The organism is Desulfosporosinus sp. I2, assembly GCF_000960765.1.
Classification (GTDB): Bacteria; Bacillota; Desulfitobacteriia; order Desulfitobacteriales; family Desulfitobacteriaceae; genus Desulfosporosinus.
In genome coordinates, this window is the sequence record NZ_JYNH01000013.1 from 16,052 (window position 1) to 30,650 (window position 14,599).

General features: G+C 46.3%; 23 protein-coding genes. All 23 read right to left on the reverse strand.

Annotation, left to right across the window (positions count from 1 at the left end; genetic code table 11):
- Window positions 1–2 precede the first annotated feature (2 nt).
- The 23 genes from UF75_RS05525 to UF75_RS28025 all read right to left on the reverse strand — a co-directional run bounded on the left by UF75_RS05525 (window position 3) and on the right by UF75_RS28025 (window position 14,568).
- Window positions 3–290, reverse strand: coding sequence for a hypothetical protein (locus tag UF75_RS05525; protein WP_045573605.1), 288 nt, complete (start codon window positions 288–290; stop codon window positions 3–5).
- A complete protein-coding gene (locus UF75_RS29870; protein ID WP_052693023.1) occupies window positions 287–988 on the reverse strand; it encodes a glycine-rich domain-containing protein in 702 nt (233 codons plus the stop codon). The genes UF75_RS05525 and UF75_RS29870 overlap by 4 nt, the downstream gene beginning before the upstream one ends.
- Window positions 989–2,005, reverse strand: a complete 1,017-nt coding sequence (locus UF75_RS28950) for a hypothetical protein (RefSeq protein WP_045573606.1) — start codon at window positions 2,003–2,005, stop codon at window positions 989–991.
- 14 nt (window positions 2,006–2,019) lie between these two features.
- The gene (locus UF75_RS05540) at window positions 2,020–2,634 is read right to left on the reverse strand and encodes a putative phage tail protein (RefSeq protein ID WP_045573607.1); all 615 of its coding nucleotides are present in this window, start codon (window positions 2,632–2,634) and stop codon (window positions 2,020–2,022) included.
- 5 nt (window positions 2,635–2,639) lie between these two features.
- Entirely contained in the window at window positions 2,640–2,897 is a 258-nt protein-coding gene (locus tag UF75_RS05545; RefSeq protein WP_197079329.1) for a hypothetical protein, read from the reverse strand.
- 12 nt (window positions 2,898–2,909) lie between these two features.
- Complete coding sequence (locus UF75_RS05550; protein ID WP_045573608.1) at window positions 2,910–3,923, reverse strand: DUF2793 domain-containing protein; 1,014 nt, start codon at window positions 3,921–3,923, stop codon at window positions 2,910–2,912.
- Window positions 3,924–3,938: 15 nt separating this feature from the next.
- On the reverse strand, window positions 3,939–4,358 hold the full coding sequence (locus UF75_RS05555; protein ID WP_045573609.1) for a hypothetical protein: 420 nt from the start codon (window positions 4,356–4,358) through the stop codon (window positions 3,939–3,941).
- Window positions 4,359–4,362: 4 nt separating this feature from the next.
- Complete coding sequence (locus tag UF75_RS05560) at window positions 4,363–5,421, reverse strand: baseplate J/gp47 family protein (protein ID WP_045573610.1); 1,059 nt, start codon at window positions 5,419–5,421, stop codon at window positions 4,363–4,365.
- Window positions 5,414–5,851 carry a DUF2634 domain-containing protein gene (locus UF75_RS05565; protein ID WP_045573611.1) on the reverse strand — a complete coding sequence of 146 codons (438 nt, stop codon included), beginning with the start codon at window positions 5,849–5,851 and terminating at the stop codon, window positions 5,414–5,416. The genes UF75_RS05560 and UF75_RS05565 overlap by 8 nt, the downstream gene beginning before the upstream one ends.
- Window positions 5,848–6,081, reverse strand: coding sequence for a DUF2577 family protein (locus tag UF75_RS05570; RefSeq protein ID WP_156146244.1), 234 nt, complete (start codon window positions 6,079–6,081; stop codon window positions 5,848–5,850). Before UF75_RS05570 ends, UF75_RS05565 begins: the two co-directional genes overlap by 4 nt.
- Before the next feature lie 37 nt (window positions 6,082–6,118).
- Window positions 6,119–7,105 carry a hypothetical protein gene (locus tag UF75_RS05575; protein WP_045573613.1) on the reverse strand — a complete coding sequence of 329 codons (987 nt, stop codon included), beginning with the start codon at window positions 7,103–7,105 and terminating at the stop codon, window positions 6,119–6,121.
- Window positions 7,102–7,503 carry a phage baseplate protein gene (locus UF75_RS05580; protein WP_045573614.1) on the reverse strand — a complete coding sequence of 134 codons (402 nt, stop codon included), beginning with the start codon at window positions 7,501–7,503 and terminating at the stop codon, window positions 7,102–7,104. The genes UF75_RS05575 and UF75_RS05580 overlap by 4 nt, the downstream gene beginning before the upstream one ends.
- Window positions 7,504–7,518: 15 nt before the next feature.
- Complete coding sequence (locus UF75_RS26135) at window positions 7,519–8,547, reverse strand: hypothetical protein (protein ID WP_156146246.1); 1,029 nt, start codon at window positions 8,545–8,547, stop codon at window positions 7,519–7,521.
- 18 nt (window positions 8,548–8,565) lie between these two features.
- A complete protein-coding gene (locus UF75_RS05585; RefSeq protein WP_052693025.1) occupies window positions 8,566–9,435 on the reverse strand; it encodes a hypothetical protein in 870 nt (289 codons plus the stop codon).
- Window positions 9,436–9,640: 205 nt separating this feature from the next.
- A complete protein-coding gene (locus UF75_RS05590) occupies window positions 9,641–10,045 on the reverse strand; it encodes a hypothetical protein (protein ID WP_197079330.1) in 405 nt (134 codons plus the stop codon).
- Window positions 10,038–10,481, reverse strand: coding sequence for a phage tail tube protein (locus UF75_RS05595; RefSeq protein ID WP_045573616.1), 444 nt, complete (start codon window positions 10,479–10,481; stop codon window positions 10,038–10,040). Before UF75_RS05595 ends, UF75_RS05590 begins: the two co-directional genes overlap by 8 nt.
- Window positions 10,482–10,497: 16 nt before the next feature.
- Complete coding sequence (locus UF75_RS05600; protein WP_045573617.1) at window positions 10,498–11,562, reverse strand: phage tail sheath C-terminal domain-containing protein; 1,065 nt, start codon at window positions 11,560–11,562, stop codon at window positions 10,498–10,500.
- Between the two features lie 6 nt (window positions 11,563–11,568).
- Window positions 11,569–12,048, reverse strand: a complete 480-nt coding sequence (locus UF75_RS05605) for a DUF6838 family protein (protein WP_052693026.1) — start codon at window positions 12,046–12,048, stop codon at window positions 11,569–11,571.
- Window positions 12,045–12,458: an HK97 gp10 family phage protein gene (locus UF75_RS05610; RefSeq protein ID WP_045573618.1), complete on the reverse strand. Its 414-nt coding sequence runs from the start codon at window positions 12,456–12,458 to the stop codon at window positions 12,045–12,047. The genes UF75_RS05605 and UF75_RS05610 overlap by 4 nt, the downstream gene beginning before the upstream one ends.
- The gene (locus tag UF75_RS05615) at window positions 12,451–12,789 is read right to left on the reverse strand and encodes a phage head closure protein (RefSeq protein WP_045573619.1); all 339 of its coding nucleotides are present in this window, start codon (window positions 12,787–12,789) and stop codon (window positions 12,451–12,453) included. The genes UF75_RS05610 and UF75_RS05615 overlap by 8 nt, the downstream gene beginning before the upstream one ends.
- Window positions 12,786–13,367 (reverse strand): head-tail connector protein, encoded by a 582-nt coding sequence (locus tag UF75_RS05620; protein WP_045573620.1) that lies wholly within the window; start codon window positions 13,365–13,367, stop codon window positions 12,786–12,788. Before UF75_RS05620 ends, UF75_RS05615 begins: the two co-directional genes overlap by 4 nt.
- A 62-nt stretch (window positions 13,368–13,429) precedes the next feature.
- On the reverse strand, window positions 13,430–13,879 hold the full coding sequence (locus UF75_RS05625) for a hypothetical protein (RefSeq protein ID WP_045573621.1): 450 nt from the start codon (window positions 13,877–13,879) through the stop codon (window positions 13,430–13,432).
- A gap of 17 nt (window positions 13,880–13,896) precedes the next feature.
- Window positions 13,897–14,568, reverse strand: a complete 672-nt coding sequence (locus UF75_RS28025; RefSeq protein ID WP_156146247.1) for a hypothetical protein — start codon at window positions 14,566–14,568, stop codon at window positions 13,897–13,899.
- Window positions 14,569–14,599: the final 31 nt, after the last annotated feature.

Sequence of the window (14,599 nt, forward strand, 5' to 3'; positions counted from 1 at the left end):
TCCTAAACTAATGTTACTTCCATGAATTCAAGAAGCATTGCGTTTGTATCCGCTAAAGCTTGCTTCATTTCTGCGATTTCCTCTTCAGGTGCTTTTCCCCTTTGAGCGAGAGTTCCATCAGGTTTATAAAACTGCAAGTTTACGTATGAATCGCCAATTCCCACCTCGTACAAAGATACATCAATTGCATCATCAAATCCTCCTGACTGAGCAATGATTTGCGAATCTCTGTAGCCTTCAGCTTCTATGATGTTTTCAATTTTCCCATTCTTAATTAGTGCGTACCTCAATATCCCCACCTCACAACAACTATTCCTGAGCCACCTGCTCTTCGATTAGACGCTGAACGTGCACCTCCGCCTCCACCGCCTGAGTTAGCTGCTCCTGCGGTAGATGTTGCATCTGTAGTAACTGCTCCTTTACCGCCACCTCCAGCACCTCCAGTTCCTCCTACGTTCCCAGTATACTGAGTTGCTCCTCCGCCGCCGCCAGCATAAAGGACACCGTCTATTTCGCCAAATTCTCTTGTGGTTGCTCCTTGTCCTGTTCCACCTGCATATGTTGAACTGACGCCATTTAATCCATTTGATCCGCCATTACCACCATCTGCGCTACTTCCACCGCCGCCTCCGCCTGAGCCTCCATTACCACCAGGCCCAACACTATTGTCTGCTTGGGCTACGCTTCCACCGCCGTTCGCGCGATAGTTACTATCCTTAAATTGGCTATATCCACCTGTGGAACCAGCGGCTCCACCTGCTCCAACGGTAATGCTGATACTTTCCCCTGGTGTTACTGGCACATCTAAATAAGTTTGCGTATAGCCCCCACCGCCACCTCCGCCAGCACCGCCACCGCCACCACCGACTAGAAACACATCAACGGCAGTTAGATTTTCAGGTACAGTCCACGTTGTTGAAAGAGGACATGCTATTTTTGTAGGTATGACACTTGCACCGCCGCGCCTTATAATCAATGCTTCGCCCATCTACCTCACCACCTTTAGTTGTATTGGTAATGCGACTGTCGGTGCTTTTTTGGCATACAAAGTTATTGAATCGTTGGCTGTTGTTATTCTATATATCTGGCTCCAAGCGTCTAATCTCGCTTCATCTGTGGAGTATGTTCCACCCATTGTTACATCTACAATGGGGTTATCTGTTGCAAGGATGCCTGCAACAGCCTGTGTTTTAGTAAAAGGTGCTTGGGCTCCAGCCCATGCTGTGTCTAGTGTGGTAGTGAGCGTCCCGTGCTTTACGTGAGCGAGTTCTGATAATGTCGCACTTTCAGCCAAATGCGCAGTAACATCATCGAATAGGGCAACACCACCCACTGCCCCTTTTTGGGATAATGGCATTGCATTCGTAGCCAGGGTTCCTTGTGCTGCGGTGGCATAGGCTGTGGACGCTGTGTAGGCGGCTGTCCCTAATCCAAGGATTGTTTTCACTTCCTCCAACGTTTTCTTAACGAACACTCCTGCTCCAGAAGAAACCAAGAAGTCACTGACTGCCGTTGCGAGTGAATGGGCTATCTTTTTGTCGAGTTCTACTTTTAACCCGGCAGGGTGTACTGCCCTTGTGTTATCCGTTCCAGTCGTTGTCTCAGCTGCGGTCGCTAGTTCTACATGGCCCTTGACTGTTTGAGATGAATTTTCAGCTAAGTGTGAAGTAACCGCTGCTTGGTCAGCCTTAGCCGTATCGGAAGGATGCGTATGATCCGCTCGAGCAAACTTTGTTGCCACCCCAACTGTCGCTACCCCGTCCATTACAGGCGCTACGGTTCCAGCTTGAGCCAATACAAAGGCAGTTGACGCTGCTTGGGTTGTGTTTGTATTTACCGCAGCTGTTGGAACCGTGGGGGTACCAGTCAACGTCGGAGACGCAAGTGGTGCTTTCAAAGCAACAGCTGCGTCAATTAAGTCCATATTTGTGTTAATGACGCCGATATCGACGGTATCCGTTCCCGCTGGTTTTGTAAGGTTATAATTTGGTGTATTTGTCGCCATAGTGATCTCCCTTCTTAGGAGTATACTTTTAAATCATTCCAAGTCTGTGAGGAGCATTCGCCCCATTGTAAACCCGACACTCTATTCCACCACGAGTACGCGTACTCAAAACTATAGGCGAGGTGCGCAGGTTTAATCTCGTTAATCGTTTCAATGAGACCCGCCATATTCGCAGGTATTCCTAGTACACCGATGAATTTTAGGACAAAGGTATTATTCTCTGGGTCTTCTAAAACCTGTACTTCTGCATTGGTGTAGGCTAAGGCAGTGTTTTTAAGCATTTGCTTGGTCACGGTTCCGTTACCCCGTCGCTTAGCCTTTACAATTTCTCGTCTCGTTTCAAGCGTTTTGGATAGATCCGTTACGATTCCATGTTCGCTCTCCCATAGTTCTAGTGCCCAGGTGGCTGTATCTATAAAGCATTGGTTCAGGAGGTCTGTTCTCCGAGCGTTGAAGAGCCCGATTTCACGAGCTTGTGTTGCTTGCAGTTCGTTCATGATTCGGACATTTTTAAGATAATTGGGCAGATACCCCATCAAATCTGGGGTCAATAACTGAATTTGCTCATCGTTTGGAGGATCAATATCCTGTGTGTACATCAAAACCCCATAATAAGAGTCGCTATACATTTTCCCTAGACCCCCTTTAACTGGTTCCAGGTTACGGGTCCAGTCACCGTTTTCGATCGATCGACGATTCCGTCATTATTGGTGTCATAAATGGATTTGAGCATATCCCCAACTGTTTGAGCCGCGACCAGAAGCGCGTTCCCTGAGTCTGTGCCAATATAGAGTTTTTTGGTATCGGTCGTAATACCCAATTCGCCATCGGCAAGGGTTGGGAGGTTGGCCTCAAGACCCTTTCGTATCGTTATTAATACCTTTCTCGCCACATCATCTCCCTCCTAAAAGGTCCCACCATCAACATTAACCACCATCAACCGATTACCGTTGGCAGCATCGTACTGGATTGAGTCGGCATCGATGTTGGCCGCTACACCATTGGCATCGACCGTTATACCTTTATAGGGTTTAGCACTAATTGCATCAGCCGCAACGGTTATGCCGTTACCCGCTCCGATGTTAAGCGTTACTGAGTCAGCTTGTCCTCCACCCGTAAGCCCGGACCCAGCAGTCACGGTTTGAAGAGCCCCACCCGTTCTAACCCAAGCAGATCCACTCCAGCCATACAACTTCAACTCGTCGTCAACGAATAGATTCCAGCCAACATCCGGAACATAAAACTGCCAAGCGGCTCCATCCCACTCAGCAATGTGGTTCGTGTGCGTTAGCCAGGCTCCTGTTGGAGTGGCTGCGACAATGTAGCGGTCTCCCGTTACAGGGGAACCTGGAGGGGTTGCTAGGTTCTGGTCTTTTACCGACGCTTGGGGCTCGATGTTATGCTTGGCCAGCTCGATTTCATTATTTATCTTTTGGGCTGACCAGAGATCTGTTGTGGCTGTTCCACTATCGTTTATAAGTCGATGCTTTGTTACGTCGTCGATGTGCGTTCTCGCTTGAGCTGCTGTTACCGTGTTGGTCCCATCGCTGATCCGGCTTACTTGGCCACTGCTTAGTTCGGTCGCTTTAACCTTGCCATACGTCGTCCCGTCCGCTACGTTATCTAAGGTCCCTGTCAGATCAGCGAGGCTAATTACATTGGCCCTTTGCCACGCTACACCATCATCGAGGTACACATAGCCAAGATTTGTTCCACTGCTTACGTAGTAGAACCTTCCGGCGACTGCTGCGTTGGGCCTTGAAGCATAAGTCCCCATCATCGCTCGACCGACTAAGACATTGGCGGCTCCATCCCCGATATAGACTTCTTTGGTATCTGTACAAAAGCCCATCTCCCCAGCCACTAACGTCGGCAGATTGATCTTTAATCCTCGTTTAATCTTGACTACTTGAGGCATTGTTCTTCCTCCTTTTTACAAGAAACTCCCACCATCGATCTCCGCATTTTGAATGTGGCAAGCCTGATCTGCCTTATGTCTCTCCAGCTCCGTTTGAGTGTTAACGATGGAATTTTGGACGACGTTAATATCCGCTGCCTCCACGATGTCCCCAGGAGTTTCGTAAGTGACATAGACAAACTCTGCGGTCGAGAATACTTTAATGATTCGCCGCCAAGGTTCTTCCCCCGGCAGACTGAGTGTATAGGCCAGCACCTGTTCACCTGTTAATTTACTCCCCGTATACACTAGAACACTACCGTTATTGATGCTGTCATGGGCTAAATCGCCTTCGAAGAATCCATCCACCATCGGTATTTTTTCCTCGACAACATAAAAACCTGTTTGCTTCTTGTTTAATTTCTCTGGAAATTGATCGACATTTTGCGGATACATGGTCTTACACCCCCAAACTTAAGACGCCTAATACCGCAACCTCTTCTTCGCCAACGATCATATTTTGGGCAAGTCCATTCATTTGTAAATTGGAATAGTCCGAGACCCCCAGTACCGATAGTAATAGGCTTCCGACCTGAGCGAAACTAACGTGTGAGGACAAAAACGCGATTGATTTCAGATACTCAGTAACAACCTCACCCAGAGTATCCTGTACTTGGTTTAGAGTAATCCCGTTGGAAAGGACCACGGTCGCGGACAGATTGATTAATTTTTCAGTGGCACTTACCACGGTAACGGTGGCACCTATGGGTCGGTTATCCTCGATGTGCTCTGTAACTTCGCTAAGTAGACTACTGTTGATAGCCCGTTTGTTGGAGTCGATGGCAACCACCTTCACTGTGCCGGGTCCATTCCAGAGCGGATAGACACGCGCGGCTCCTATTCCAGGGACTTCTATCGCCCATTGAACGTAATGTGCGACGTTTCCGCTGGTGGATGGGGTTCGCGCACGACTGAGCAACCTAGAAAGCAAGGCATCATCGGTTTCAGCATCGTTTCCCCCAGTGATTGGACTGGAATTATTAACTCCTGTGATACCACTTATTGCTGCGGGTATTTGGATTACCGTATTTTCTGGGACATTGTAAACTGTACCAACATCAACCGCTTGGATCATTACGGTTACCACCCCGCCAGTAATAACTCCTAGGGCCGTAGTAATATATCGTAATCCGCCGGGGGTTTGTACCGTCGTTCCCAGTGGTATGGGCGTTGTCTCCACTCCAGTAAAGGTGACTTGACCTGTTGCGGTCGTACCATCTTTAGGGGTAACCCCAAATTCGGTACACCGTAATCTTAATTCTGTTGAGTACCCATTGGCGGCTGCGCTTTGAGCGAAGACCATCTTTAGAACTTCATCCAGCAGCAGTTCGCTTTTTGCTAGCGCTTGGCTTGCTGGAGAAAGCGCGTCATAAATAAGAGAGCCTTCTGATTTATTCACATCAGAAGGCACGTTTTCTAGCATTCTATTAAGTATTGTTAAGCTGTCCTCACTAAACATGGGTGCTAACCTCCCCATAGATCGTTATGGTGGTGAAGCTAACGTCCGTCCTGCTACCGTCAATCTCTACCTTAATATTTTTAACACCCCTAATGTATGGATTGATAAGCAGCGCCTCAATTAAATACCTCTCTATTTCAGACTGTAAGGCCCCTCTAGAAAGAGTCTGATTGATGAGTGATTCTGATTCGTTACCATACTTTCCCGTGTAGGCTTTATACCTGTTCTTCGCGGTGTAAAGAGCCTTCCAAACCCAAATCTTGACCGCTTCTTTGCCCGTTACAATGACATTTTTCCCGCTATATAATAGGAAGTCATTATTATTGAAATCCCACGCATATTCTTTAGCCAGTGGTAATTCTGTTGTGGTTGTTACTGTTGATTGAATAAGGTCGCTTATATTGATGACCTCTGACGGAAATATACTCATGGGCTCACGATCCTTGCCAAGACGATGTAGGTCTGCTCATCGAGCGTTGGTATTAAGGCGACGATATCCTCTGCCTTAAGTCCCTCAGTATCTAGTAATAAATAATCCGCGACTAGGAGGTTTTCCTTACCGATCTGCAGGTCCCCGAGCTTGATGGTTAGCGGGTCCGGGGAAACAACGACTCCTACCTGAACGTAAGGGGTGTTGAACTTTGCCCCTTGCGTTCTCATATGGTTGATGATTGCGCTATATGGGTTCTTGATAACATCACCCCTTACTGTCCATAACGTTTCCAAAACTGAGACTCAAGGACATTGTGTATTTACCAGTACCGGGTTCCCATGTGTGGGTATCCCCCTCAATATACATCAGCGCATTTTGAAGAATATCAACATAAAAGACTCCGGTGTTAACTGCATACCCTGTACGGCAGTTCCAATTCCCTAAAGCCGAAAGGGTTACGGTACGCTGTACATCCTTGATAATTCCAGCAGCTACAGCAAAGCTGTCTTTGTCAGCTTCCTTGGTATAATTATCTTGGAGTAGGCCATATGCTTGAATCGAGCCGCTACTGCTGACTTCTCCAACATAGCTATTTCCCTCGTCGTAAATCTTCACTTTGTTGACCACCTCGGCGAGGGAATCTCGGTAGCTGGCACTAAGAATGTTATTACCTGTCCCGTCTAACCTAGATCTCAACGTATAATCCGCCACGCTCGTTCCCTTTTCGATGACGCACAGCTTTGATCCATCCATAACTGGAACGTACTTTTTCCCGTTTGTTTTTGACGCCTGGGTGTACAATTCCATGATGGCTTCATAGCCGGTTTTTTGAGCTATGAGCCGATTAACCTTAATTCCGGTGCTTGCAATCTCACCAGTTTCTATCCCTAATTCAGCGCATATCTTTCTCGTCGCATCGTCCGGGGTTGTGTTTATGAAGTTATATGTCACCTTTGATTTCGTAAGATAAATTAAATAATCGTAAGCAAGAAAGGGTAGTTCTTCGGATGCAGAATTGATCTCCCGGTCCCAGGCTACTCCTCGAAATATTTCTTTTCCGTCTAGTAGAAGCCAAACTTTAGTCCCCGGCCCAATTTGAGTCCGAGGTTGATTTCTGTCCCAAATCGGGTAGGCCAGTGTGATGTCTAATTTTCTCGCGGCTTGGGTCTTGTCCCCTGAGCAACTGATACTCTTAACAACCTTGGTTATATCCCTCACGACCCCATTATAAAAACTATAAAGTTTAATCATAGTGCGATCGTCCTGTACTCTTTAAGTTGTAAACTAAAATACACGTCACCTGTGCCGTCTCGCACCCCGTAATCAAAGGATTCGATCGTACATTCAGTGTTGATTGCTCCTGGCACGATATACCGGATAGGCTTACCGCTCGCCATCCACTTTTCAATTAAGTCGGTGCAAACGTTCGGCTCTGGAAAGGGTTTGTACTGACAAAAGCTATACACTTGTTTAGGGAAAAAGGATTCTAGGGAAGGGATCTCCGCGAGCTTTTGCTTGCCAATAAAACTGACCTCGCCTAAGCCTTCAACAACGACTGTGCTGTTATTTAACGATTTCTTAATTGAATAATTCGGTGGAGGGACCGGAAGGCGAAGTGTTTCTGATCCTTGCGTTAGCCAAAATTCCATGCCCTCCATCCTCCTTTACATATTCGCAGCCGCCGCGTCGAGTTTCTGTACGATCGCGTTTGCTATTCTTTGGACATCTGCCTCTTCCCTTACGACTGTTCCGTTCATATGAACCACTACACTACTGCTTGAGCCTCCACCGTTGTATGGATTCTGGCTTGCCGTTTGAACTCTTTCACCTTTGTGGAGCTTGGCTATATACCCATCGAAGGGAACATAATCTAGTCCATTGGCGTGATTTCCATCGATTCCTCGTGCGGAGCGCAGACCATCCGATGTGCTATTTCCGGAAGTATCTAAGCTCACCCTTGCGATCAGGGGGATGTTTACCCCCGGAATTAAGTTGATTTTATCGATGAGGGTATTAATTAACCCAATGGCCCCGTTTACTCCTGTTTTAAAGACATTTTCAATGCTTAACCATAAATCGCTCGCTTTTTCTTTAACCGTGTCCCAGTTTTTATAGAGCAGTATTCCTGCGCCGATGAGCAGCCCAATGCCAATGATTACGAGGCCCATGGGGTTTAAGTTCATTGCAAAATTCAATGCAAGCTGTGCAGCAGTTACAGCAATTGTCACCACTTCCATCGCCATCATCACCGCTTTATACGTTCCAAACGCAATGGCGATGCCAGTAATGAAAGGCCCTAACGTTCCCCAGTTTGTCTTGAAGAAGTTATACACCCCGGTTGCCTTCTCTAACACGCTGCCTAAGATATCTCTAACCTTTGGAATTCCTGTGTCTGCCACCCACGATATAACTGGCCTAGTTGTTTCGAATGCATCGCTCAGATACTTTTTCAGGGTCGGTAACTTGCTTACTGCAAAACCGATTCCATCCGCTATTTTGAGGCCGAACTTGTCCATTTGTGGGCTGTACTTATCAATCAAATCGATGATCGTCGTTAAGGTTGGTTTCAATCTTTCGAGCATGGCTTTTCCAGTGTCCTGAACCTTTGAGCCTAAGTTTCCTGTGATCGTACTCATCAAGCCCGTTCCACTTTGAGATAGTTTTTCCGAGCCGCCTTTAAAGTAGGGGTTCAACTTTTTATTAACGAGCGTTTAGTAAGCTGTCATGGTTTCCGTATTTGACAGATCATCATTTTTGCCTTTGCCTACAAACCCTTTAAATTCTTCGGCGCTGATCTTAAAGCCAAATTCTTTCATTCTCTCAAACTCGCCGTTCTTGGCGTCGGCAAGGGCCTCCATCGAGTCACTAATTGTCTTACCGGGGTTAAGCGCGGCCATATCCCCGGCGAGCTTCACTAAATCCATAGCCCCTTTCGTGTCTCCGCCCATCACGTTCACAGCCCTTGCCCCTGCTCCGATTACCTCCGATGTTGAAAACGGTGTGGCATCGGCATTTCTTCTTAAGTCCTTGATATAGCTGTCGCGCATACCCGTTACATCTGCGTCACTTTTGCCTTGATTGTTCACCCCGATGAAATGCTTCATGGCAATTTCTTGTTGTTCAAGCATTGCGCCGCTTTTTAGCGCCACAACTGCTCCGGCCCCGACCGTTGCCCCAACGATCATTGCTCCTGCAGCTAAATTCTTGAGTGCTGCTAATTTACTTGTGATGCCACTAATAACACTGCTCGCTGCATCTCTAATTCGAACGACTGGGGCAATCGCTCGTCTGCCCAGTGCGTTCATCTCGTTTTGAATCCGTTGTCTTTCTCGCGCTGCATTGTCCCGTATGGCCACTTGAGTCACGATTCTAGTTCTTAAGGGTTCAATGGCGGTCCTAATTCTCGAGATTGTCCGAGTGGCAGCCGTTGCATTGAGCCGAACTTCCATCTGCTGTCGCAGGGTTCTCTGTGTGGCGGCAACATCTTGTCTAAAGGCTGACTGTTCGCGCCTTACACCTCTCAAAGTGGCGCTCATATTGTCTCTAAGTGTCAGGGTGGCCCCGATAACGTGCCCCGCCATGCTCTCACCTCACTAAAAAAGCAAGGTCACTTACCAAAATAGACTAAGTGACCTTGCTTCCATTCTTCGGCTTTTTCTTCAAAGCTTAAGTTCATGCTGGCTGCCAGAAATATCGTCTCTTGACCTGATAAATTCAAAAGGTAGTCCAGAGTACAGCCCTTCTGCAAATAATAGTGCAGAAGGTACAGTCTCGGACTACCCTTTATTAGTTTTTTACTGCTTCGACGACACTGACAGAGTCTTTACCGTACCCCGCAAAGTCAACGATCTCTTTCGCGATGGAATCAATCTCCCCAGAATCCAGAATTTGATCGAGCACCTCGTACCCGGTGACTCCGTAGGCGGCTTGCAGGGCTGTGTCCTTGAAACTTGGCTCGGTTACACATTCATAAACCAAGAAGGAATTCCCCTCGCCCTCGCCAATCTCATAGGAGTCCAAGACGGTCGTGCGACTTGGCTTCGTGATGGTTACTGTTGCGTCCAAAGATTTCACATAGAGCTCTCTTGTTTCAGCTTTTTTTGCTTTGATCTTGTCAGCATTCGAGATCAACTCAGCGAGGGTTAGTTTTTTCTTTGCTTCCATATATCGATCAGTTTCCTTCCTATACAATGTCGATTGTGTCGATGAAGTCTGCATCGCTCGCTGTGAATCCGAATTTATAGTCCTCTTCTAACTTCTTCGCCTGTTCAAACTGAATTAGGGTCAACTCGTCGAACCATACGTTACCAATTGAAACCCGTTCAGATTGTTTGCCAATCGTGTCAGGATCTTTGAGCTTGCCGATGAGAGTGCTTCTTGGGTCCTCACCCTTTTTCCAGGCTTCGAGAATTTTCTTTTTCCCCCGGCTGAACACCTTTTTAACTTTGAGTGTTCCTTCGCCTTTAAGCCCGACCAGCTTGGAGTCCTCGTCCATGCCGATAGTAACGGTTTCCCGGTTGGCTGTTACTTTAGCCTCAAAGGATTCTAGTTCAAAGACCAGCTCTCCATCCCACCATACTTGGCCCCATGTACCATTGACTTGATTATTTCCTCTGATTTTCGCCAAGCAAAGTCCCCCTCTTTTATACGATTAACATCGAAAAGTCTAAGTCCTCCATGGCATCAAGAGGGCTTCCACTTGCTTTGATAAAGACCTTGCTCCCTGTGTTGTACTCTTTAATTTGAGCTGTTGTTAGCTTGCTGGTATCGAGTCCAGTTGATTGAAGATAGAGTTCCTGAGCATCCAAGTCAATCTCAGCCAGCGCTGTGAAATTCGGATCCAAGACTTCATCACTTTGGAGTCCTTTGAAATAAGCGTTCACGGCTGTCAAAAACAACACTTTGTTGTCATAGAAGTTGTTGACCTGTCCGACATATTCAGAATCAAAGGTGTCTCGAATATCCTCGCGCATCAGATCGACTGCTTCCATGATCTTGATCTTTTTGAACTTGGCACCTTTGGCTATGGTTGTTGTGGTTAGACTGTTGATTCCTCGACCTACTTTAATGTGCTCTCCGTCATTGATTAAGATCAGCTTCCCTGCATCGATGTCGTCATCGGGTGTGGCTGTTTCTGTGATGCTTTCAACTTCGGGAAGAATGAAGTATGTTGAGCTTCGAGTGAATGGCAAACCTGCTAGAATACCTGCGATCCTAGCGCAATATTCAGCTGTCGTATAAAATTCTCCGCCTACAAGGATATTGTCTGTTGTGAAATTAATGATTCCTTCGTGGTCGGAGGAACTGTTAGGTAAGACTGCTTTAAACGTCTTTTTATCGGTATCCCTGCGTGCTTTAATCCAAGTGGAGATGGTGGCAACATCCCCTGTGATTATGCCGGGTATAGCAAGGTAGTTCCACTTCTTATTGATGAGCCGCGCCAAGGATGCACTGTAATCGACCGCATCATCGGCCTCCCTTTCAACAATGACCTTTGTCGGAGTGCCAAGGAACGCTTTTTGGATATAATCGAGATTCACTGCCGTCCAATCCAGAGGATCGATTTGGGTAATGTCCGTATAGATTTTTGTGTCGAAGGTTACCTTCGTGGAGTCCTTCAAAATGAGCGCAACAATCCCTCTCGCACTTCGGGCGATGGCCGTTACCGCGAGTGTCTGAAACCTGATATTAATTTGAGGTAGTCCCATGTTTGACTACTCCTCCTTTAGTTCTAGTTCTTGCATTAACTCGACTGTTTCTTCGGTATAACCTAAGCTGTGGTCAGGCTCCGTCGACATGACCCACTCGTCGTTAACTTCCACAACGTCAACATCATTTAAGAATTCCAATTCAAACTTAAATTGCAGGACGTTGTCAATGAGTTGATGCCGCTTGCTTTTTAGGGTAATGACCCGAGCCCCTATTTGTAGGACATTAAAGAACGCTGTGTTGAGTTGGTCTAACATTTTCAGGTTTGCTAAGTCAGTCTTTTCCTCTGAAAAGTAATGGATGTTTATGGACATTAGCTTCTCTTCGTAGTCGATCGAGGACGTGTCGCCGATGGGCAGCATTTGCACGAAAAATGCAGGCGGTTTAAACCCGCTTAGTTCCTCATTCGCCACCGTCCTGATCGTGCTTACCTTTTCCTTTAGGACATCGATCACTGATTTTTTTATATCAACAAATCCGATCATAGGTCTAATTCCTCCAAGGCTGTAGCAATGAAGGCACTTAGCTCACTTGCGAATTCGGCCTCTTTTTTTATAACCGCCTTTTCAAGCATATGGACCCCCGGATAAAACCCAAACTCTCCGTATTGGTTGGTTATCCGGTGCCCATTTTCGTTTAAGTGTGAGAGGGGAGCGTTGTTTGTCACGGTTGATTCAACGAGATTAACAGACGCTCGCCTCTTACCCTTGGTTGCTGTTTTCCAATGGGCTTTCGTGAATCCAGTATCGTCGGGTGTATCCCGTTTAGCTTGAGTCAATACATCATTAACCTGTTTCCGCATAAATTTTTTAGCTTCATTCGGGAACTTCTCATTAATGACCCGCATTAAATCTCGTTCAAACTCCGTTAGCCCGTTTAGTTCAAAACTACTCATTGTAGACACCTTCTTCTCTGAGGGTACAAAATAGGTGAGTTTCGATGTTCTGTTCTTTGTCGTTGACCACATGATTGATGTTGTAGTTTTTACCTTTATAAACTACTCTCATGGTCGAATCGAGATCATTCCGATACCTTATAACGATCTTATGCACGACACTTCCGGTAGCCTTTCCGGCCTCTAGCTTTTGCTCCTTAACTCGGCTGGTTTCGAATTTGGCCCAGAGTTTAACATAGAGTTGCCAAAGCTTTACTTCCTCACCAACCTCATTCTCAAGTCTTACATAGTGTTGTATTTCCAGTCTGTTGCGTAATTCTCCAATGTTCATACGTTTCTCACTCGTTCGAGACTTAATAAAGAGGTCACGGAAAACTCCAGTTCACGACTCACTGAGCCAATTACGGCGGCTTCTCGATTTTCATACCAATACCCAATAAGTAATTTCATGGCCTGGATAACCTTAGCGGGAACACTCTCGGCAAGGTCTCCATAACCACAGGTATAATCTATGACGATGGCGTCTAAGGAAGTTGGCACAAACGATAGCCAAGATTTGCCGTATACGGGAGATAATCGTCCCAGTATTCCACGGGTACTGTAGTGATAATCTACATGCTCCTGAAGCGTAACTTCCTCACCGATTGAAGATTTATATGTGACCCGATTAACCGTTTGTAGGTTCCCTCTCGGAAGTTCGATGACATAAGCTGGCCAGTAATCAAAGCTCAGTTGCCAAGTTTGTGTGATGTAGGCCCGATTTTGAAATGACTCACAATACTCCCGAGAGGCTGTTATTATGGCACTCAGGAAATTATCCTCTGTGGTATCGTCCACTCTGAGATAATCCTTTACTTCCTGAACCTCCAAAGGTTCAATGGCGGGTGGTGTGGTTAAAACTAAATTCATAGCACCCCCCTTTCAAGAAAAGGGAGACGACTAAGCGTCTCCGTGTTCATCAATAATGTAGCTTATCCCCCAAAACGCAAATCACTATGAATATACTGAGCTGCGGTAATATTGGTCGGATCAGAGGCAGCAGTTTTTACTGTAATGCAGTCAAACCCGTTCGTAACGTCTAGTTGCGCAGGGTTAATCTGAAAGACCACCAATTTGTGCGCAAGGGTTGCCGAGGTGGAGTAGGCTACTGCATCCGTTTGTCGAACCAAGGAATCCGAGGCAGCGCAATCTTGGTCTGCCCAAATGGGAACGACATTTGTTAAGGCCTTGCTACCTGCTCCTTCGATATCGGTTGCCTGTTCAATCGTGATTTCGACGGGTTCTGCTGATGCTTGGTTAATATGGACCAGCACGTAGCACTTCCCCGAGTTACTCAAAGAGACATAAGTTCCGGTTATACCAGCTCCCGCTTGCGGGGAGATTGCCTCGATTGGCTTATTTTTTTCAGGAATATAACTCATGGTTTTGTACCTCCATATTAATGATTTAACTGGTAATCTTTGTCGGTTAACGATTTAAGAATTGATTTTGCGCGGAGAGGGTCAACTATTTTGTTTGACTTACGAAGATTTTCCTCAGCCCATAATGGTTGGAGATTAGCTAAAGACCAACATACTTTAAAGCCTGGGTCGTCTGGATAAGAATAATTAAAGGCACTTCTCGGGACTATGTGATCAATATGCCATAGCCCCATATTGTTCCAAGACATACCCTCTTTAAAGAGGCTTTCCAAGTGCCACTTCAGGTCAGTTAAGGAATATCCAGCTAACGCTTCCCATTTTGAGCCGTTTTTATTTCCCTTAATGGAATACCACATTAAACTACCCATCCTGCCATTAACCTTTTTCATTGCAATCTCTTCTGGAGACCTTGTTTTAGCTCTGTGCTCTGCTTGACATAATTTAGAGCAATATTTTGTAGTTCTTGCCTTGTATCCCTGAACGACATATTCCATTTTGCAGTAACTACAAGTTACTTTTACGGACTTTCTTGTGCTTATGGCAGAACAGTGCTTTGAACAATACTTCCCTCCGCCGCGATTAAACTCAGCCCGGGGGACTTGAAACTCATTAGTACAGATAGGACATATTCTCTTTACTGGCCCACCACTCCAACTTGAACTTTTCTCGCCAGTCTGGTTTTTTGACATCCATTCATAGTGACATTCTTTACTACAAAAA